Source organism: Citrobacter sp. MNAZ 1397, from assembly GCF_023613995.1.
GTDB lineage: Bacteria > Pseudomonadota > Gammaproteobacteria > Enterobacterales > Enterobacteriaceae > Phytobacter > Phytobacter ursingii.
On the sequence record NZ_JAKIVH010000001.1, the window covers coordinates 2,534,702 to 2,555,480 of the forward strand.

The window sequence follows — 20,779 nt, forward strand, 5'->3', positions numbered from 1 at the left end:
TTCCTGTCTCCGCATTAGTAAGTACGAATCTTCGGCGGGAAAGCCGGGCGCAGTTTCGGTTCCATATTGACGCTACGACGCGTCATGGATTCCGTCTCTGGCAGATACAGGGAATGGCACAGCCAGTTTTCATCATCACGCTCCGGGAAGTCGAAGCGGCTATGCGCGCCACGGCTCTCGGTACGGAAGTTGGCAGATACCGCCGTCGCGTACGCGGTTTCCATCAGGTTATCCAGCTCCAGACACTCAACACGCTGGGTGTTAAATTCACTGGAGGTGTCATCCAGACGGGCATTTTTCAGGCGTTCGCGAATCACTTTCAGTTGCTCAAGACCTTTCGCCATCGCGTCGCCTTCACGGAAGACCGAGAAGTTATGCTGCATACATTCCTGCAACGCTTTACGGATGGTTACCGGATCTTCACCTGTGCGGTTGTTGTTCCAGCGATTGAGACGTTCCAGCGAGGCTTCAATATCCGATTCACTCGCATCGCGCAGTACACCCTGCTCAGCGATAGACTCTTGCAGATGCAGACCTGCCGCACGACCAAAGACAACAAGGTCAAGCAGTGAGTTGCCGCCCAGGCGGTTGGCACCGTGCACCGATACGCAGGCGATTTCGCCCACTGCGAACAACCCAGGAATCACCACATCTTCGCCCTGCGCGTTCACCGTCAGCGCCTGACCGGTCACTTTGGTCGGGATCCCGCCCATCATATAGTGACAGGTTGGGATCACCGGGATCGGTTCTTTAACAGGATCGACGTGCGCAAAAGTACGGGACAGTTCCAGAATGCCAGGCAAACGCGACTCCAGCACCTCTTTGCCGAGGTGATCGAGTTTCAGTTTGGCATGTGGCCCCCACGGACCATCACAGCCACGACCTTCGCGAATTTCGATCATGATGGAACGCGCCACCACGTCACGGCCCGCCAGGTCTTTTGCGTTCGGCGCATAGCGCTCCATGAAACGCTCACCATGTTTGTTTAACAGATAGCCGCCTTCACCACGGCAACCTTCGGTGACCAGCACCCCTGCCCCGGCGATACCGGTCGGGTGGAACTGCCACATTTCCATATCCTGCACCGGTACACCGGCACGCAGCGCCATACCAACACCGTCACCGGTATTGATGTGCGCGTTGGTGGTGGACTGGTAAATACGACCCGCACCGCCCGTTGCCAGCACAGTTGCGCGGGCTTTGAAATAGACCACTTCACCGGTTTCAATGCACAGAGCAGTACAACCAACAACGGCGCCATCCTGGTTTTTCACCAGATCCAACGCGTACCACTCGGAAAAAATAGTAGTGTGGTTTTTAAGGTTTTGCTGATAAAGCGTATGTAATAACGCGTGCCCGGTACGGTCTGCCGCCGCTGCGGTACGTGCAGCCTGCTCGCCGCCGAAGTTTTTCGACTGACCGCCGAACGGCCGCTGGTAGATCCGGCCATCATCGAGACGCGAAAACGGCAGGCCCATATGTTCCAGTTCCAGAATGGCTTCCGGACCGGTTTTACACATGTATTCGATGGCATCCTGGTCACCGATGTAATCGGAACCTTTTACCGTATCGTACATGTGCCATTCCCAGTTATCTTCGTGGGTATTGCCCAGCGCTACCGTAATGCCGCCCTGAGCGGATACGGTGTGAGAACGGGTTGGGAAAACTTTAGAAAGCAGCGCACAGGTTTGGCCGCTTTGGGAAATTTGTAACGCCGCGCGCATACCTGCGCCGCCTGCGCCAATAACGACAGCATCAAATTCTCTGACTGGCAGTTTCATCACACACCCCACACCACAACGAATCCATAAATAACGTAAGCCGCGAGTGCAACGACAATAGCCAGTTGCAGAATCAGGCGCACAGCCAGCGGTTTAACGTAGTCGGTCAACACCTGCCACATGCCAATCCAGGCATGAATCAAAATGGAGAACAGTGCCAGCAGGGTGAAGACTTTCGTGAAGGCGGATGAGAAGAAGCCTGTCCAGACTTGCCAGGTAATATCGCCAGTGATAGCGAAAAAACCGACCATATAGATGATATAGAGCGTCAGGACGATTGCGGTAGCGCGGACCAGAATGAAGTCATGTACGCCGTTGCGTCCTAATGCGGAGGCGTTGCTTACCATACGAGGACTCCTGCGAGAAGTGAAAGCACGACAGTAATTGCAAATGACACGTTGGCGGAACGTTTTCCTGCCTCAAAAGTTTCTTCCAGCCAGCCAAAATCCATCAGCATGTGGCGAATACCGCCAACGGCATGATAAGCCAGTGCAGTCAGGATGCCCCACAAAATGAATTTAACAAAAAAGCCACTCATAATAGCGGAGGCAGACTGGAAGCCTTCTTCGGATGACAGCGACAGGCCCAGTAACCACAGCAGGATACCGACCGCCACAAAAGTGATGACGCCGGAAACGCGGTGAAGAATGGACGCTATTGCCGTAACAGGAAACCGGATCGTTGCGAGATCCAGATTAACAGGTCTTTGTTTTTTCACATTTTTTATCATGAATAACGCCCACATGCTGTTCTTATAGTTTCCTTCCTCCGGTCTGCTTGCGGGTCAGACAGCGTCCTTTTCTATAACTGCGCGTAATGCAAAATTTCAGCTTCCAGATGCGAAACGACAGGTTACAACGCTGGGTGGCTCGGGATTGCAGGGTATTCCGGAGACCTGGCGGCAGTATAGGTCGTTCACAAAATCATTACAATTATCCTACATATAGTTTGTCGGGTTTTATGCTGAACAGTGATCATGGTCACGATAACAACATTATTTTAAAATTTAATCATCTGATTTGACAAAAGTTAAACATTCTTGTTACAAACTTCATCAGAAGAGAGATATAATTCGCAAAAGTTATGGGGTCTATCTTTCACCTGCAAATAAGTTATGCAACAGTGTGATGAAGTTGACCGAATTAATCAGGACAGTTATTAGTGATAGCAGGTTTGACAAAATCCGACTGCTAAGAACCTGATTTGTTGCTGTTTTGACTGTACTTTCAATGTGTACCTGCTAGCGCCCATCGCTCTGTACCCTGGTTTTTCCTCTCATCAGAGCAGCGAGCCAAATAATAATCTGGTAGCGTTAAAAGGCAGTTTGAATGCAAATCCGGTAACAGGTAGTCTTAAGCAATAAGGCGCTAAGGAGACCGTAAATGGCTGATAAAAAAGCAAACATCACCTATAATGGTGACGCTGCTATTGAACTGGATGTGCTAAAGGGCACGCTCGGTCAGGATGTTATTGATATCCGTAGTCTCGGTTCAAAAGGTGTATTTACTTTTGACCCAGGTTTCACCTCTACCGCATCATGCGAATCCAAAATCACCTTCATTGATGGCGACGAAGGTATCCTGTTGCATCGTGGTTTCCCGATCGACCAACTGGCCACCGACTCCAACTATCTGGAAGTATGCTATATCCTGCTGTACGGTGAAAAACCGACGCAAGAACAATACGATGAGTTCAAACTCACCGTTACCCGCCACACGATGATTCACGAGCAGATTACCCGTCTGTTCCATGGTTTCCGTCGTGACTCCCACCCAATGGCGGTCCTGTGTGGCGTCACCGGCGCACTGGCGGCGTTCTACCATGACTCTCTGGACGTGAATAATCCGCGTCACCGTGAGATCGCGGCTTTCCGCCTGCTGTCCAAAATGCCAACCGTGGCGGCGATGTGCTACAAGTATTCTATTGGTCAACCTTTTGTTTATCCGCGCAACGATCTTTCCTACGCGGGTAACTTCCTGAACATGATGTTCTCCACGCCGTGTGAAAAATATGAAGTGAACCCGGTGCTGGAACGCGCAATGGACCGTATTCTGATCCTGCACGCTGACCATGAACAGAACGCTTCCACCTCCACCGTGCGTACCGCAGGCTCTTCGGGCGCCAACCCGTTTGCGTGTATCGCTGCGGGCATTGCCTCCCTGTGGGGACCTGCACACGGCGGCGCGAACGAAGCAGCGCTTAAAATGCTCGAAGAGATCAGCACCGTTAAACACATTCCGGAATTCCTGCGTCGCGCCAAAGACAAGAATGACTCGTTCCGTCTGATGGGCTTCGGTCACCGTGTCTACAAGAACTATGACCCGCGCGCTACCGTAATGCGTGAAACCTGCCACGAAGTATTGCGTGAGCTGGGTACGAAAGACGATCTGCTGGAAGTGGCGATGGAACTTGAGCATATCGCGCTCAATGACCCGTACTTTATCGAACGTAAGCTCTACCCGAACGTGGACTTCTACTCCGGCATCATCCTTAAAGCGATGGGCATTCCGTCTTCCATGTTTACCGTTATCTTCGCGATGGCGCGTACCGTGGGCTGGATTGCACACTGGAACGAAATGCACGACGACGGCATTAAAATTGCCCGTCCGCGTCAGCTCTACACCGGTTATGAAAAACGCGATTTCAAAACCGATCTCGAAAAGCACTAAGCTGCTGAGAGTAAAAAACCCGCTGCGGCGGGTTTTTTATTGGCTGCCATCTGTCGATGATGGCCTGTCTGCTTTGCTAAACAGGATTATTTCTGGCAACCCGGACAGCCATAAAAAGGACGCGAAGAGAGCGTGGTTTTCTCAATCACCGTGCCACAGCGCTCGCAGGCCTCACCGGCCCGGTGAAAAACCTTAAAGCGAAACAGCGCCCCGTGATGGTGATTTTCATCCACCCTGCCACGCGTCTGGTAGGAAAGGCGCGGAATGTCGAGCAGCGCCTGAGCCAGTCTGTCCAGTTGAGCCTCATTGAGATCGATCGCTTTATGCTCAGGCGCAAGGGCGGCGTGCCACAGGATTTCAACGCGCAAATAATTCCCCAACCCGGCGAGAAATGCCTGGTCAAGCAGCAAACCGGCAAACTGGCGGCGACAAAACCGGGGAGATAATAACCGCGATTTGACCTGCGCGACGGTCAGCGACATATCCAGCACATCCGGGCCTACGCGCTGTAAGAAAGGGTGAACCGCCAGCTCGTCGGCGGTCAGTATCTCAATATCAGAGGCACTATAAAGCAAAATGGCTTTGTCTTTTGCCGCCAGCCGTACACGCAACACGCGGTTGGTTTCTGTCACCTCGCCGGCATCAACCACCCGCCAGACGCCATACAGCTGGTTGTGGCTGTACATCGTCACACCACAGGAAAAGTGGGTCAGCAAAGCTTTACCACGTGTTTCAATACGTTCAACGCACTCGCCTGTGAGCATCGGCGCGAAAATCTGAAGATGGGGAAAGGCGAACCAGACATCCGTGAGCGTTTTACCTTTGATGGCCGCTTCAAGACTGTCTGCTGCGCGGCGAATTTCCGGGCCTTCTGGCATCACAACATCCTTTTAACTGTCTGCACTGACATCAATACTACACCGATCGAATGCCTCACGCAGGCGGCGGGCAAACGCCAGCGCATGCTCACCATCGCCATGCAGGCAGACGGTTTGCGCCCGCAACGCAACTTCATGCCCGTTGACGCTGATGACTTTGCCGGATAAGACCATCCCCAGCGTTTGCGTCAGCGCAGTCTCGTCATCGGTAATCAATGCGCCCGGCTGCGAACGTGGCACCAGCGTGCCATCGTCCTGATAACCGCGATCGGCGAACACTTCCTCACGCGTAGTAAGTTGAAGGCGTTTTGCGGCGCGAATAAGCTCGCTGCCGGCAAGGCCGACCAGAATCAGTGCCGGGTCGCAGTCGCGCACCGCACGGGCGATAGCCTCTGCCAGTTGCGGGTCAACGGCGGCCTGGTTATACAGCATGCCGTGCGGCTTGACATGAACCATGCGCCCCCCTTCCGCGCGCGCAATAGCCGCCAGCGCGCCGCACTGATAGAGCGTTTGTGCATAGACCGTCTCAGGGGGTAACTGCATTGCCGTGCGGCCAAAATTGTCCCGATCGGGGAAGCTTGGGTGCGCACCCACCGCGACGCCATTTTTTAACGCTTCCCTCACGCATTCCCACATAGTTTGCGCATCACCCGCATGAAAACCGCAGGCGATATTAGCCGATGAGACCAGTTGCAAAAGTGCGGCATCATTGCCGCACCCCTCCCCCAGATCGGCGTTTAAATCAATCTTCATGACGCAACCGCCATGATAGTTGCGCCAGATAACGCTGCTGGTCTTGCCGTGCCGCCAGCGCCTCCTCCAGCGTACAGGGGACAAAATGAATAGGATGCCCAAGAGGGATCTGCGCAAGATGATACATATCGGCCTCAATGATGCAGGCAATCCGTGGATAGCCGCCCGTTGTCTGCGCATCATTCATCAGAACAATAGGTTGCCCATTCGGCGGCACCTGCACCACACCGGGTAAAAGCCCATGCGAAACCAGCTCGCGATCGGTGGAGCGGATTAATTTATGACCCTGCAAACGGTATCCCATACGGTTGCTTTGTGGATCGAGATGCCATGGCACACGCCAGAAGGCCTCCTGCGAGTGCTGATCAAACTCCCGGTACTCCGGCCCCGGCAACGCGCGGATGCGGTTGCCCCATAGCAACTGCTTCACCCCTTGCGGTCCTTTAAACGTCCGCGCGGCACCGCGCAGCGGGATCTCATCGCCATCCCGAAGCAGACGCCCTTCCAGCCCACCTAACCCGGTTTTTAAATCCGTACTGCAAGAGCCCAGCACCTCCGGCACGCCCAGACCTCCGGCCACTGCCAGATAGCTGCGCATGCCGTGCTGAGGACGCTTAAGTACCAGTTTTTGCCCCGCCTGAACCGGATAGCGCCAGCCCGTCCAGACCGCTTTGCCATCGAGTTTGGCTTCACATCCCGCGCCTGTCAGCGCAAACCACGTCGCCTCGCCGAACTGCACTTCACACTGACCAAGCGTTATTTCAAGGCCAGGAGCATCGCCATCGTTACCGACCAGCGCATTGGCAATGTGCAGCGCCGGGCCATCCAGCGCACCACAGTAGCTGACGCCGGATTGCCGCAGCCCTACGCGTTTACCTGCCTGGATGGTGGTATAGATACCCGCACGAAGAATTTTCAGCATATGCCCTCCTTACGCGGAATAAAGCGCAGTGTGTCGCCGGGTCGCAGCAAGACAGGCTCAGAAAGCGAGGGGGTAAACAGCGGCAATTCAGTGCGACCAATCAGGTTCCAGCCTCCCGGCGTTTCCAGCGGATAGATACCCGTTTGCGCGCCGCCAATGGCAACAGAACCGGCAGGCACACGCACGCGAGGTTCGGCGCGACGCGGCGTAGCGAGGTTTTCTGGCATACCGCCCAGATACGGGAAGCCCGGTTGAAAACCCAAAAACCACACCACATAATCGATAGAGGCATGAAGCTCGACGACCTGCTTTTGCGTAAGCCCGGTGTGGCGTGCCACATCAGGCAGATCCGGCCCGGCTTCACCGCCGTAGATAACCGGGATATCGATAGTTCGCGATTCCGGCTCCAGCGCGTCACTCTCTTCCCACCAGCGCTGTAAACGCTCAATGGCATCCAGCGCCAGGGTTTGTGGTTCGCGCAACACCACGGTGATGTTATTCATCCCCGGAATAGCTTCAACCACATCGGCCACATCAGCCAGACGTTGCGTTAAGCGCCAGATACGTTTTTGCGTCTCCAGCGTCACCGGAGGTTCCAGCTCCAGCACTACCGCCGTTTCACCTAATAGATAACAACGTGCTCTCTGCACTCTCCCGCTCCTTATGCCACAGGTACGTTATCGATACGTAAAATAAGATAACGTGTGCTGTGCTCTGCGTCGACTGGCGAGTGTCAAAGAGCGATTTGGACGCGCATGCATGCTTATTATTTTTTGTCTAAATACATACAAGGAGATACATGCTTAAAAATAATTAATCAGGTAGGTTACCTTACCGTTTGCTGCGCCTGGCTGAACATCATTAATAGACGAGGCCGTTTGAACATACCTTGCGACAAGCGGCAGCGTGTAAGCCGAGCCTATTGATGGGCTTAACGTGTACGTTTTTGTGCCTTTGCCTGTTGCAAAATTGACTTTGGTATTAACTGCCGTCGTTCCATAGGCTAGTTGAATTCCCACGCCTGACGCTGCATACCCAACCGTATTAATGGGCATTATTCCCTGATTGCTGGTTGTCGTATTATTCGGTATTAACGTTAATGTCATAACGTTGTTTTTCACGTTACCTGTCATTAATGTTCTTCCCCCCACACCGTAGAATACTGGGCAATTAGTGAGATGAATGCTGGCGTCAACCCATGGGGTAGCAAAATTCCCCCCTTCTCTGTAGGTCACATTGTTTATATTTCTCTTTCCAAGATCCACTAATGAATCTGGCGTATCGCAAGTGGAAGACAAAATTTCAACCGCGCCCGCACCAAAGTTGAAACGCCCCAGAACGAAAGGTTTATTAATCGGCATAGTAACGGTATGCGATGTATAAGCATTGGCGCGCGTTACTGTGTCTGTGCCCGTCACAAATTCAGTACTGACTTCTACGGAGGGGATACCCACTAAGCTAATTATGTGCGGGCCACCAGGTATGTCATCATATTTTATGAGATTAATATCAATTGATAATGACGTATATCTAAAATCAACGGGCATCACACCGCCAGTGAGTGTTGCCACAGCATTTGTAATAGGCAGAACTTTTGTTGATCCCTTACTGATTACAACGCCCACACCCGGGATATTCGTTTTATAGATCCGGGAATTCGCGGGAAATGTTCCGGCACCACTGACTGTTGTCATCGCCCCCCCAGCCTGAATAAGATAAGATTGCTGATACTTTTGATTGGCACTGCCATCACAGTGCATCGTCCCTGAACCCGAAGGAATTGAGGCTGTGTAAGCGTAAAAAAGGGTACCGATGGGCGCATTCGGGTCGAGCGAAATTTTCCGGGCAGGCAACTGCACTGTCGTCTCGTTAGTGGTGTATGTGCAGTCATCCAATGTAAAACTGGCATGGGCATAAGGGGTGCAGCACAACATCGACATTAATAGATATTTTTTATTCATTTTTTATTCCTGAGAATTTAATATTGCATTAAAATAATTTATCGCACCCCGGTCGTTTACCACCGCAAACGTTATCTCCCTGGCATCATCGAGACTTTCTTTTACCATCAGCGTAACATTACTAAATGGCGCTACCATGTCGCCATCTATCCCATATTCTTTTGCCTTTGTTTTCCACGTTACACTAGCTACAGAGATATAGTAAGGCGTCGGATTCGTAATATTAATCTGCCGTGCCACTTTACGCCATTGCAGTTTGCTCGGCGCAACATCCGAATTTATTTCCAAACCTTTCGGGCGATAAAAAACTTTTATTCGCGTTTGAAATGCAACTTTTAAATATTGTGATTTGGATGCTTCATTTTCCGGAATTTTTGGTGGAATGGCCAAAACGTTAAGCCAAAAAACAGACTCCCGGTCAGCTGGCAATTGACTTCCCGTGTATATAATTCGTAGTGACTGACCTTTTCCACCATTAACACGAGATATTGGCGGTATAACAGCAAAGGGCGAATCTATTTTTTCCGGAGATATGACAGGGTCACCCGTGTCAATCCAGCTCTGCACAAGGGTGTCTTGCTTTCCTTTATTCGTTAAACTAACGGAAACTTCTGGCTTACTGGCGGGATAAATGACTCGTGTGCCGGTAATAACAATACCGGCATGAATGGGAAGGCTAATCGTTAATAATAACAACGACATTATCCGTCGTAGTACTTCATCCATGAAATTTTCCTTAAACGAACCTAAATCAATAAACAATGTTTACGCATGAAAATAAACATTTAAAGAAGATTAGAACATACTTCTCTCTCAGAATAGAAATTATAAAATTCAATTTTTACAGATTTTCCTTATCTCCTTAAGATTATTCATGAAATTTATCTACACTGCAGCTGCATTTAATATTTCATTACAGTTTAGAGAAATAGTGTACATAAAAACTCATTTTTCGAGTAATACTAACCTGTTTCTCAATGGACACGATATCTGAAAGATATCGTGTCCATATTTTATGCCGGATTCGGAATATCAATAAATGTAACGTCCAAATCTGTGTTTTCGTTCAGCCATTCACTCAGCGCACGAATACCGCCACGCTCGGTCGCATGATGGCCTGCCGCGTAAAAATGCAGGTTTTGCTCTCGTGCTGAGTGTATGGTTTGCTCGGAGACTTCGCCGGTAATAAACGCGTCAACGCCAAAACGGGCAGCATTGTCGATAAAGCCTTGCCCGCCACCGGTACACCAGGCGACGCGCTTAATCAGTTCCGGACCGGTATCACCACTCCATAATGGCCTGCGCCCCAGACGAGCCTCAATCCACGATGCCAGTTCCGGCCCGGGTACCGGCATCGACAGCTCGCCCCACGGCAGCAATTCTTCGCCATCTACGGTGCCCATCACCGTTATCCCCAGCAGAGACGCCAGTTGTACGTTATTGCCCAGTTCCGGATGCGCATCCAGCGGCAGGTGCCAGCCGTACAGGTTGATGTCATTCGCCAGCAGCGTTTTCAGGCGATTGCGCTTCATGCCGCGAATGATTGCCGGTTCGTTTTTCCAGAAATAACCATGATGCACAATCACCGCGTCGGCTTCCTGACGCACTGCTTCATCCAGTAGCGCCTGGCTTGCCGTTACCCCGGTGATGATTTTTTTAACCGTTTCGCGTCCCTCAACCTGCAGGCCATTTGGGCCGTAATCGCTGAACGCCGCACTGTTGAGTTTTTCGTTGATCAGTTTTTCCAGTTCGGTATTTTTCATCGTCACTCTCTTTACGGTTTACGAGCAGCTTCATAGGCTGCAAGTGTGGCAGCACGAGCCTGTTTGTGATCCACTATCGGGCGCGGATAATTCAGAGACATGCCTCTTTTATCCGCCCATGTCCAGGGGTCGTGAATCGCCTTACCCGGCACAGCGGCCAGTTCAGGGATCCACTGTCGAATAAATACGCCCTCGGTATCGAACCGTTCCCCCTGGGTTGTGGGATTAAAGATCCGGAAATAGGGCGCGGCATCGGTCCCCGTCGACGCTGCCCACTGCCAGCCGCCGTTATTCGCAGCCAAATCGCCATCAATAAGTTGCGTCATAAAATAACGCTCACCCAAACGCCAGTCGAGCAAGAGATCTTTAACCAGAAAGCTGGCAACGATCATTCGCAAGCGGTTATGCATCCAGCCGGTACGATTCAACTGGCGCATAGCCGCATCCACAATCGGATAGCCCGTTCTCCCCTCCTCCCAGGCGCGAAGCTGCTCAGGTTGGTCATTCCATTTCACATTATCAGTCCATGGAATGAAAGGACGGTACTTACATAAATCAGGGTGAAACGTCATTAAATGGCGGTAAAATTCCCGCCAGATTAGCTCGCTTAACCATACGGCCCCGCTGCCGCCATTCAACGCATCAGGCTGCTCGGCCAACAGGCGATGCAAACATTGCCGTGGCGAAAGAACGCCTGCTGCCAGGCAGGCAGAAAGGCGGCTGGTGCCTTCAATTCCCGGAAAATCCCGCTGTTGCTCGTAAGCAGCGGCGTGCTGCTGGCAAAAAAATCGCAGGCGCTGGATTGCCGTTTTCTCATCCGCCGCAAATAAAGTTGAATCAAATTCTTCTTGCGGATAATCGAACGTCAACGTCGCAAGCGCCCCATTTAATGCCCCCCCTGCCCGTACATCCGGCGCACCGACACAGACGGGTAGCTCCTCTTTCAACCGTCGCAAAAAGGCGTTTTTATACGGCGTAAAGACTTTATACATTTCATGATTGCCGGTCACCACGCTGCCTGGCGCCAGCATGACGCTGTCATTAAACCCCTGGCATGCGACGTCAGGCAGCGCTTTCTCTACCGCCGCATCGCGCTGGCGTTCGTTCACTTCGTACTGGTAGTTATAAAAAAGATGGCTGACCTTTTCTTCGGCGCACACCGCTGCCACGGTATCAACGCTGGCAGCAAAATCGTCGACTTCCCTGTAAATCAATGGAATACCCTTCTCTGCCAGCGCCTGTTGGAGTGCATTCAAATGAGCGGCGAGAAACGCGGCCTGCCGTGGGGCCATTGCATGTTTTTTCCACTGCCCAGGTGTGGCAATAAACAGGGCTTTAACACAGGCTTCGCGATTATTACAGGCGGCTGCGAGGGCATAATTATCATGTACGCGCAAATCTGCGCGAAACCAGACCAGATGGGTGGCCATAACTCTCCTGTTAACTGATATCCGTCAGAAAATGCCGTTAGTGTGTTAAAGGAAGGTTGCGAGTGCAAGCAGAGGTTACTTCTCTCAACAACAGGGCGAGTTAAGTGTAGCGCCTGGAGTGCAGGCATAACGTGCCATATGAAAATGCACTGCCCTGAACAGGGGTGATGGCTTCCCCGACGAGCTGTAGATTCTGAAGGGCAAAAAAAAACCGCTACGTCAAAACGCAGCGGTTTTTTTATTGCTGAGTGTAATCAATTGATCAATAAAAATCGCAGGTCACTTTTTCGGCCTGAGCCATCCATACCGGTTTGTCACTGGTTTTCGCCCAGACGCGATGCAGATAGCTATAAAAACGGGCGCGGTCTTTCCAGAACAGCATAACCGGCAATGCGAGTACGCCAGCCAGCACGGCGAAAATGCGACGCATCAGGACGATATGAACTGGAAATGTTTTATATACGGTCATAATTCTCTCCCCTTTGTTGGCCGGTAACATTCACCGGGAAAATGTTCCCCCATGACAGAGATCGGTTACGGATCCTGTGGGGCGCATCTGAATCTGGTTAAAATACTACCGTTTTGTTTGTAATTTTACTACTCATCCGACCACTATTTTTTGTCAATTTTGCCGTTATTTACATTCATGCCGTAATTAAGTTACGTAAAAGTTAAATTAATACTAACCATTAGTTAAAATAGGGTCTTCGCCATTTTTATATTTTTTTTACACCCGCCCATCTGATTTTTGCGAAATCTTTGCACGCAAAATCCTACGCTCACAGCAATCCCTAAAACACCTGGAGGTGGATTGTGAGTGCAGGCGTCGTAACCGGTATCGTGCTGGTGTTCCTGTTGTTGGGCTATCTGGTCTATGCCCTGATTAACGCGGAGGCTTTCTGATGGCAGCCCAGGCGTTTTTACTGATTGTCAGCTTTTTACTGGTCCTGTTTATTCTTGCTCGCCCCTTAGGAACGTTACTGGCGAAGATGATCGTCGGCGCTCCCCTTCCCGGCGTATCAACGCTGGAGAACGGACTGCTGCGGATGATGGGGATTGATTCCCGGGAAATGGGCTGGCTCCAGTATCTGATGGCGATAGTGTGGCTCAATATTTTCGGTCTGGTGTTGCTGTTCGCCATGCTGATGTTGCAGGGCATATTGCCTTTTAACCCGCAACAGTTCCCTGGATTGTCCTGGCATCTGGCACTGAACACTGCAGTGAGTTTCGTGACTAACACCAACTGGCAATCCTATTCAGGTGAAACCACCCTGAGCTATTTCAGCCAGATGGTGGGGTTGACGGTACAAAACTTCCTCTCCGCCGCCACCGGTATTGCGGTCATTTTCGCCCTGATCCGCGCTTTTGCCCGCCATAGCGTGACGACACTGGGTAATGCATGGGTCGATTTAACCCGCATTACACTGTGGGTGCTGCTGCCCCTTTCGCTGGTTATTGCGCTGATCTTTATTCAACAAGGCGCATTGCAAAACATCCTGCCGTACCAGCCTTTTACCTCCCTTGAGGGGGCAAAACAGCTGTTGCCGATGGGACCCGTTGCCTCGCAGGAAGCCATTAAAATGCTGGGGACCAATGGCGGCGGCTTTTTTAACGCCAACTCCTCACACCCGTTTGAAAACCCTACAGCGTTAACCAACTTCGTGCAGATGCTGGCGATCTTTTTAATCCCGGCAGCGCTCTGTTTTGCCTTTGGCGATGCAGTCAGCGATCGCCGCCAGGGACACGCCATTCTGTGGGCCATGTCGATCATCTTCGTCATTTGCGTCGCCGTGGTCATGTGGGCCGAATGGCAGGGTAACCCGCACTTCCTCACGCTGGGCGGTGACAGCGCCATCAATATGGAAGGGAAAGAGAGTCGCTTCGGCATCCTTGCCAGTAGCCTCTTTGCAGTCATCACCACATCAGCTTCCTGTGGCGCCGTTAACGCCATGCATGACTCCTTTACCGCGCTGGGCGGGATGGTGCCAATGTGGCTGATGCAAATCGGCGAAGTGGTGTTTGGCGGCGTCGGCTCCGGCTTATACGGCATGTTGCTGTTTGTAATGCTGGCCGTGTTTATCGCCGGGCTGATGATTGGCCGCACCCCGGAATACCTCGGCAAGAAGATCGATGTGCGCGAAATGAAAATGACCGCGCTGGCGATCCTCGTCACACCGGCCCTTGTGCTGATCGGCACCGCGCTGGCAATGATGACCGAAGCGGGACGCAGCGGCATGCTTAACCCGGGTATTCATGGTTTTAGCGAGGTGCTGTATGCCGTCTCTTCTGCGGCGAATAACAATGGCAGCGCTTTTGCTGGCCTGAGCGCAAATACGCCGTTCTGGAACTGCCTGCTGGCATTTTGCATGTTCATTGGTCGCTTCGGCATCATTGTGCCGGTCATGGCGATTGCCGGGTCACTGGTGAATAAGAAAATTCAGCCTGCCAGTACCGGGACGCTGCCCACGCACGGCGCGCTGTTTGTCGGCCTGTTGATCGGTACCGTGTTGCTTGTTGGTGCCCTGACCTTTATTCCTGCGCTGGCCCTGGGTCCGGTAGCGGAATACCTCTCTTTACGCTGATTTGCGGAGTATTTGTCATGAGTCGCAAACAAATGGCCCTGCTCGAACCGACGCTGGTGCGTCAGGCGCTGATTGATTCCATTACTAAACTGAGCCCGCATGTTCAGTGGCGTAACCCGGTTATGTTTATCGTCTGGATTGGCAGCGTGCTGACCACGCTGCTGGCGATGGCGATGGCAAGCGGATATCTCGATGGCAGCACCTGGTTTACTGGCGCGGTCAGTCTGTGGCTGTGGTTTACCGTACTGTTCGCCAACTTCGCCGAAGCGCTGGCGGAAGGTCGCAGCAAAGCGCAGGCCAACAGCCTGAAAGGGGTAAAGAAAACGGCCTTCGCCCGCAAATTACGCGCGCCCCAGCATGATGCGCAAATCGACCACATTCCCGCCGCTGACTTACGTAAAGGCGATGTGGTGCTGGTGGAAGCAGGCGATATTATTCCCTGCGATGGGGAAGTGATTGAGGGCGGCGCGTCGGTGGATGAAAGCGCCATTACCGGGGAGTCCGCACCGGTTATCCGCGAATCCGGCGGCGATTTCGCCTCCGTCACCGGCGGCACGCGCATTCTGTCTGACTGGCTGGTGATTCAGTGTAGCGTTAACCCCGGTGAAACCTTCCTTGATCGGATGATTGCCATGGTGGAAGGCGCCCAGCGCCGTAAAACCCCCAATGAGATCGCACTGACCATTCTGCTGGTGGCGCTGACCATTGTCTTCCTGCTGGCGACCGCCACCCTCTGGCCGTTCTCGGTCTATGGCGGCACGCCGGTCAGCGTGACCGTGCTTGTGGCCCTGCTGGTTTGCCTGATCCCGACCACCATCGGCGGTTTGCTGTCGGCGATCGGCGTCGCCGGGATGAGCCGTATGCTCGGTGCCAATGTTATTGCCACCAGCGGGCGCGCCGTAGAAGCCGCTGGCGATGTCGATGTCCTGCTGCTGGATAAAACCGGCACCATCACACTCGGCAACCGTCAGGCCTCCGAGTTCCTGCCTGCCAACGGCGTGGATGAAAAAACCCTGGCCGATGCCGCACAGCTCTCATCTCTGGCGGATGAAACGCCGGAAGGCCGCAGCATTGTCGTGCTGGCCAAGCAGCGCTTTAACCTGCGTGAGCGGGATGTCCAGAGTCTGCAGGCGACATTTGTCCCCTTTACCGCGCAGACCCGTATGAGCGGCATTAACGTGCAGGGACGCATGATCCGCAAAGGATCAGTGGATGCCATTCGTCGTCATATTGAGGCTAACAATGGCCAGTTCCCGGCCGATGTCGAGCAGCGCGTGGAACAGGTAGCGCGTCTCGGGGCTACACCGCTGGTAGTGGCAGAAGGGGCACGCGTATTGGGGGTCATCGCGCTCAAAGATATCGTCAAAGGCGGCATCAAAGAGCGTTTCGCTCAGCTGCGGAAAATGGGGATCAAGACGGTCATGATCACCGGGGATAACCGTCTTACTGCCGCCGCCATCGCCGCCGAAGCCGGGGTGGATGATTTTCTGGCCGAAGCGACCCCGGAAGCAAAACTGGCGCTGATTCGCCAGTATCAATCAGAAGGCCGTCTGGTCGCGATGACCGGCGACGGCACCAATGACGCCCCGGCGCTGGCGCAGGCGGATGTCGCGGTTGCCATGAACTCCGGGACCCAGGCCGCGAAAGAGGCCGGCAACATGGTGGATCTGGACTCCAACCCCACCAAGCTGATTGAGGTGGTACATATCGGTAAACAAATGCTGATGACCCGTGGTTCGCTGACCACGTTCAGTATTGCCAACGATGTGGCGAAATATTTTGCCATCATCCCGGCTGCATTTGCCGCCACCTATCCGCAACTCAATGCACTGAACGTGATGCACCTGCACTCCCCGGCGTCGGCCATTCTGAGCGCGGTCATCTTCAACGCCCTGATCATCGTCTTTTTAATCCCGCTGGCGTTGAAAGGGGTGAGCTACAAACCGTTGACGGCCTCCGCCATGCTGCGCCGCAACCTGTGGGTATATGGGCTGGGCGGACTGGTAGTGCCGTTTATCGGCATCAAGATTATCGACCTGTTGCTGACGCTGTTTGGCCTGGTATAAGAGGGATAAAAAAATGGCTTTGATTCGTCCGGCATTTGTACTTTTAATTGTACTGACGTTAATTACCGGCGGGCTCTACCCACTGGTTACCACGGCACTGGGGCAGTGGTTGTTCCAGACGCAGGCCAACGGTTCGCTTATTCGTGAAGGAGACGATGTGGTTCGCGGCTCCCGCCTGATTGGGCAGAACTTCACCGCGGCGGGATATTTTCACGGACGCCCTTCCGCTACAGCCGATGCGCCCTATAATCCGATGGCATCCGGCGGGAGTAATCTGGCGGCCAGTAACCCCGAGCTGGATAAAGAAGTGAGCGCGCGCGTAGCCCAGCTGCGTCAGGAAAACCCACAGGCCGATGCCCGTGTGCCGGTGGAACTGATAACGACATCGGCCAGCGGTCTGGATAACAATCTGACGCCGCAGGCGGTGGTCTGGCAGATCCCACGAGTGGCTCAGGCACGTAATCTGCCTGCCCAGACCGTTGCCCGGCTAGTAGAAGAAAACACCACTCACCCGCTTTTCGATTTTATTGGTCAGCCTGTGGTGAATATTGTTGAACTGAATCTGGCGCTGGATGCGCTCAAGGATAAATAAGTCATGACAGACGAGCCTTTGCGCCCGGATCCCGACAGGCTGCTGGAACACACGGCGACGGATCATCGCGGCAAACTGAAAATCTTTTTCGGCGCCTGTGCCGGCGTCGGGAAGACCTTTGCCATGCTGCAGGAGGCGCAGCGGCTACGGGCGCAGGGGCTGGATATTCTGGTGGGCGTGGTGGAAACTCACGGGCGCAAGGAGACCGCCGCTCTGCTCAATGGGCTGGCGGTGCTGCCGCCGCGACGTATCGCCCATCGCGCTCGCCTGATTCAGGAGTTTGACCTTGACGCCGCCCTTGCGCGGCGTCCGGCATTGATATTGATGGATGAGCTGGCGCATAGCAACGCGCCCGGCTCCCGCCACCCGAAACGCTGGCAGGATGTGGAGGAGTTGCTCGAAGCGGGCATCGATGTTCTGACCACCGTGAATGTGCAACATCTGGAAAGTCTGAATGATGTGGTCAGTGGCGTTACCGGCGTACAAGTGCGCGAAACGGTGCCCGACCCCTTTTTTGACGCAGCGGACGAAATAGTGCTGGTCGACCTGCCGCCGGACGATTTACGCCAGCGTCTTCACGAGGGCAAAGTCTATATCGGTGGTCAGGCCGAACGCGCTATTGAGCACTTCTTTCGCAAAGGCAACCTTATCGCCTTACGTGAACTGGCCCTGCGACGAACAGCCGATCGCGTTGACGACCAGATGCGCGCCTGGCGCGACCGCCTTGGGGATGAAAAAGTCTGGCATACGCGCGATGCCATCCTGCTCTGCGTCGGTCACGGTACGGGTAATGAGAAACTGATCCGCACGGCTGCCCGTCTGGCGGCAAAACTGGGCAGCGTCTGGCACGCGGTCTACGTGGAAACCCCTGCCCTGCACCGTTTGCCCGAACAACAACGTCGGGCAATCCTCGCCTCATTACACCTGGCCCAGGAGCTGGGCGCAGAAACGGCAACCCTCTCCGACCCGGCAGAAGATAAAGCCATTTTGCGCTACGCCCGCGAGCATAACCTCGGCAAAATCCTCATCGGCAGGCGTAATAAACGGCGCTGGTTTGGCGCTGAATCCTTTGCAGACCGACTGGCGCGCCGCGCGCCGGACCTTGATCTGGTGATCATTGCGCCGGATGATGCTCCCGTTACGCTGCCCTCCCGCCCCGGCGATAACCGTCCGTTTATGGAAAAATGGCGCGTTCAGTTAAAAGGCTGTCTGGTCGCCGTCGCCCTGTGCGCCGCTATTACGCTGATTGCGATGCAGTGGCTGGTCGCCTTTGACGCCGCCAATCTGGTGATGGTCTATCTGCTTGGCGTGGTGGTGGTCGCGCTGCTGTACGGTCGCTGGCCATCGGCCTTTGCTACAGTGATAAATGTCGTCAGCTTTGATCTCTTTTTTATTGCGCCACGCGGAACATTGGCCGTTTCCGATGTGCAGTATCTGCTGACGTTCGGCGTAATGCTGACGGTTGGCCTGGTGATCGGCAATCTCACTGCCGGTGTGCGTTATCAGGCGCGCGTCGCCCGCTACCGCGAACAGCGCACTCGCCATCTGTATGAGATGTCGAAAGCGCTGGCGACCGGGCGCAGCGAAGCCGATATCGCCACAACCAGCGAGGCGTTTATCCGCTCAACATTTGATGCCCGAAGCCAGGTCTTGCTACCCGATCATTCAGGAAAACTGGTCGCCGCAACCCAGACCCAGAGCATTAGCCCGTGGGATGACGCTATTGCTCGCTGGAGCTTTGATAAGGGACAGCCTGCGGGGGCTGGTACCGATACCCTCCCCGGCGTGCCCTATCAGATATTGCCATTGAAAAGCGCGCAGAAAACGCATGGTTTACTGATTGTGGAACCAGCAAACTTACGCCTGCTGATGATCCCTGAGCAGCAGCGTCTTCTGGAAACCTTTACCTTGCTGGTAGCCAGTGCGCTGGAACGCCAGGCGTTGGCCACCAGCGAAGAGCAGGCGCGCCTTGCCAGTGAGCGGGAAAGCATACGCAACTCGTTGCTGGCGGCACTCTCCCACGATCTGCGTACACCGCTCACCGTACTGTTTGGCCAGGCGGAAATCCTGACGCTGGATCTGGCCAGCGAAGGGTCTAAGCATGCGCCTCAGGCCAGCGAAATTCGTCAGCATGTGCTCAATACCACCCGGTTGGTGAATAACTTGCTGGATATGGCGCGTATTCAGTCCGGCGGTTTTAATCTTAAAAAAGAGTGGCTGACCCTGGAGGAGGTGGTAGGGAGTGCGCTGAAAACACTCGAACCCGGCCTCGGCGAACGCCATATTGCACTGAGCCTCCCCGACCCGCTCATGCTGGTACATGTTGATGGGCCGCTGTTTGAACGCGTACTGATTAATCTTCTGGAAAATGCTGTTAAATACGCCGGACACAATGCGAATATCGGTATCGATGCCCGGCATGATGACTCGCGACTGACACTCGAAGTATGGGATAACGGGCCGGGTATTCCCGTCGGACAGGAAGAGGCGATTTTTGCGAAGTTTGCCCGTGGCAGCAAAGAGTCGGCTATTCCCGGCGTGGGCTTAGGGCTGGCCATCTGCGAGGCGATTGTCGAGGTGCACGGCGGGACGATTTCCGCTGCCAACCGCCCGGAAGGCGGCGCCAGTTTTTATGTTACACTGCCGCTGGAACCGCCACCGCAACTGGATGAATTAGCCGAGGATTTGTGATTAACGTTCTCATCGTTGAAGATGAACAGGCCATACGTCGTTTTCTGCGCGCCGCGCTGGAAGCCGAGGGGTTACGCGCCTGGGAAGCCGAAACGCTGCAGCGCGGCCTTATCGAAGCCGCGACACGCAAACCAGACCTTGTGATCCTTGATTTAGGTTTGCCGGACGGTGATGGCATTGATTTTATCCGGGATCTACGTCAGTGGAGCCAGATTCCGGTTATCGTATTATCCGCGCGAACCGAAGAGAGCGACAAAATTGCCGCGCTGGATGCCGGGGCCGACGATTATCTCAGTAAGCCCTTTGGTATCGGCGAATTGCAGGCTCGTCTGCGGGTAGCGCTGCGTCGCAATGCGGGCATACAGCAGAGCGATCCGTTGGTGAGTTTTTCAGATATTCAGGTCGATCTCGCCAACCGTCGTATTGTGCGCGCGGGCGAAGAGCTGCACCTCACCCCTATCGAGTTTCGTCTGCTGGCCGTATTACTCAATAACCACGGCAAGGTGCTGACCCAACGCCAGTTGCTAAGCCAGGTCTGGGGGCCGAATGCCGTTGAGCACAGTCACTATTTACGCATCTATATGGGTCATCTTCGTCAGAAGCTGGAAGCCGATCCTGCGCGTCCCCGCCACTTATTGACAGAAACCGGCATTGGCTATCGGTTTATGCTGTAGAAAAGAATCAGGCCCTG

20 protein-coding genes are annotated in these 20,779 nt (G+C 53.8%); 8 read left to right on the forward strand and 12 right to left on the reverse strand.

The features are described 5' to 3' along the window. Nucleotides 1-14: 14 nt before the first annotated feature. From sdhA to sdhC, 3 genes are read right to left on the reverse strand one after another with little or no spacing between them, the layout of a single operon-like run. A complete protein-coding gene (gene sdhA / locus L2097_RS11890; protein ID WP_250352877.1) occupies nucleotides 15-1,781 on the reverse strand; it encodes a succinate dehydrogenase flavoprotein subunit in 1,767 nt (588 codons plus the stop codon). Further along, nucleotides 1,781-2,128, reverse strand: a complete 348-nt coding sequence (sdhD, locus tag L2097_RS11895) for a succinate dehydrogenase membrane anchor subunit (protein ID WP_041852082.1) — start codon at nucleotides 2,126-2,128, stop codon at nucleotides 1,781-1,783. The genes sdhA and sdhD overlap by 1 nt, the downstream gene beginning before the upstream one ends. Continuing rightward, nucleotides 2,122-2,526: a succinate dehydrogenase cytochrome b556 subunit gene (gene sdhC / locus L2097_RS11900; protein WP_047371241.1), complete on the reverse strand. Its 405-nt coding sequence runs from the start codon at nucleotides 2,524-2,526 to the stop codon at nucleotides 2,122-2,124. The genes sdhD and sdhC overlap by 7 nt, the downstream gene beginning before the upstream one ends. A gap of 274 nt (nucleotides 2,527-2,800) precedes the next feature. Here sdhC and L2097_RS25905 point away from each other — a divergent pair, with 274 nt between their 5' ends. Beyond that, on the forward strand, nucleotides 2,801-2,983 hold the full coding sequence (locus L2097_RS25905) for a hypothetical protein (RefSeq protein ID WP_075203577.1): 183 nt from the start codon (nucleotides 2,801-2,803) through the stop codon (nucleotides 2,981-2,983). A gap of 180 nt (nucleotides 2,984-3,163) precedes the next feature. After that, nucleotides 3,164-4,450, forward strand: a complete 1,287-nt coding sequence (locus L2097_RS11905; RefSeq protein WP_047371242.1) for a citrate synthase — start codon at nucleotides 3,164-3,166, stop codon at nucleotides 4,448-4,450. A gap of 86 nt (nucleotides 4,451-4,536) precedes the next feature. Here L2097_RS11905 and nei read toward each other — a convergent pair whose 3' ends face one another. The 9 genes from nei to L2097_RS11950 all read right to left on the reverse strand — a co-directional run bounded on the left by nei (nucleotide 4,537) and on the right by L2097_RS11950 (nucleotide 12,626). Next, on the reverse strand, nucleotides 4,537-5,328 hold the full coding sequence (gene nei / locus L2097_RS11910) for an endonuclease VIII (RefSeq protein WP_250352878.1): 792 nt from the start codon (nucleotides 5,326-5,328) through the stop codon (nucleotides 4,537-4,539). Nucleotides 5,329-5,340: 12 nt separating this feature from the next. Next, nucleotides 5,341-6,081: a 5-oxoprolinase subunit PxpA gene (gene pxpA, locus L2097_RS11915; protein ID WP_250352879.1), complete on the reverse strand. Its 741-nt coding sequence runs from the start codon at nucleotides 6,079-6,081 to the stop codon at nucleotides 5,341-5,343. Continuing rightward, nucleotides 6,071-7,003, reverse strand: a complete 933-nt coding sequence (pxpC, locus tag L2097_RS11920; protein ID WP_250352880.1) for a 5-oxoprolinase subunit PxpC — start codon at nucleotides 7,001-7,003, stop codon at nucleotides 6,071-6,073. The genes pxpA and pxpC overlap by 11 nt, the downstream gene beginning before the upstream one ends. Continuing rightward, nucleotides 6,997-7,653, reverse strand: coding sequence for a 5-oxoprolinase subunit PxpB (pxpB, locus tag L2097_RS11925; RefSeq protein WP_047371246.1), 657 nt, complete (start codon nucleotides 7,651-7,653; stop codon nucleotides 6,997-6,999). The genes pxpC and pxpB overlap by 7 nt, the downstream gene beginning before the upstream one ends. 153 nt (nucleotides 7,654-7,806) lie before the next feature. After that, on the reverse strand, nucleotides 7,807-8,964 hold the full coding sequence (locus L2097_RS11930) for a fimbrial protein (RefSeq protein ID WP_085006220.1): 1,158 nt from the start codon (nucleotides 8,962-8,964) through the stop codon (nucleotides 7,807-7,809). A 3-nt stretch (nucleotides 8,965-8,967) separates the two neighbouring features. After that, entirely contained in the window at nucleotides 8,968-9,690 is a 723-nt protein-coding gene (locus L2097_RS11935; RefSeq protein WP_250352881.1) for a fimbrial biogenesis chaperone, read from the reverse strand. Between the two features lie 287 nt (nucleotides 9,691-9,977). Beyond that, nucleotides 9,978-10,727 carry a type 2 GTP cyclohydrolase I gene (locus L2097_RS11940; RefSeq protein WP_047371247.1) on the reverse strand — a complete coding sequence of 250 codons (750 nt, stop codon included), beginning with the start codon at nucleotides 10,725-10,727 and terminating at the stop codon, nucleotides 9,978-9,980. Nucleotides 10,728-10,738: 11 nt separating this feature from the next. After that, the gene (phrB, locus tag L2097_RS11945; RefSeq protein ID WP_250352882.1) at nucleotides 10,739-12,157 is read right to left on the reverse strand and encodes a deoxyribodipyrimidine photo-lyase; all 1,419 of its coding nucleotides are present in this window, start codon (nucleotides 12,155-12,157) and stop codon (nucleotides 10,739-10,741) included. A 262-nt stretch (nucleotides 12,158-12,419) separates the two neighbouring features. Continuing rightward, nucleotides 12,420-12,626, reverse strand: a complete 207-nt coding sequence (locus L2097_RS11950) for a YbfA family protein (RefSeq protein WP_047371249.1) — start codon at nucleotides 12,624-12,626, stop codon at nucleotides 12,420-12,422. A gap of 344 nt (nucleotides 12,627-12,970) precedes the next feature. Between L2097_RS11950 and kdpF the strand changes: the two genes are divergently transcribed. From kdpF to kdpE, 6 genes are read left to right on the forward strand one after another with little or no spacing between them, the layout of a single operon-like run. Further along, nucleotides 12,971-13,060, forward strand: coding sequence for a K(+)-transporting ATPase subunit F (gene kdpF / locus L2097_RS11955; protein ID WP_041852093.1), 90 nt, complete (start codon nucleotides 12,971-12,973; stop codon nucleotides 13,058-13,060). Continuing rightward, complete coding sequence (gene kdpA, locus L2097_RS11960; protein ID WP_085006222.1) at nucleotides 13,060-14,739, forward strand: potassium-transporting ATPase subunit KdpA; 1,680 nt, start codon at nucleotides 13,060-13,062, stop codon at nucleotides 14,737-14,739. Before kdpF ends, kdpA begins: the two co-directional genes overlap by 1 nt. Nucleotides 14,740-14,756: 17 nt before the next feature. Further along, nucleotides 14,757-16,805, forward strand: a complete 2,049-nt coding sequence (kdpB, locus tag L2097_RS11965; protein ID WP_229222414.1) for a potassium-transporting ATPase subunit KdpB — start codon at nucleotides 14,757-14,759, stop codon at nucleotides 16,803-16,805. Nucleotides 16,806-16,818: 13 nt separating this feature from the next. Further along, nucleotides 16,819-17,397 (forward strand): potassium-transporting ATPase subunit KdpC, encoded by a 579-nt coding sequence (kdpC, locus tag L2097_RS11970; RefSeq protein WP_047371252.1) that lies wholly within the window; start codon nucleotides 16,819-16,821, stop codon nucleotides 17,395-17,397. Nucleotides 17,398-17,400: 3 nt separating this feature from the next. Then, nucleotides 17,401-20,088 (forward strand): two-component system sensor histidine kinase KdpD, encoded by a 2,688-nt coding sequence (kdpD, locus tag L2097_RS11975; protein ID WP_085006225.1) that lies wholly within the window; start codon nucleotides 17,401-17,403, stop codon nucleotides 20,086-20,088. Beyond that, on the forward strand, nucleotides 20,085-20,762 hold the full coding sequence (kdpE, locus tag L2097_RS11980) for a two-component system response regulator KdpE (RefSeq protein ID WP_047371254.1): 678 nt from the start codon (nucleotides 20,085-20,087) through the stop codon (nucleotides 20,760-20,762). Before kdpD ends, kdpE begins: the two co-directional genes overlap by 4 nt. The last annotated feature ends 17 nt before the right edge of the window (nucleotides 20,763-20,779 follow it).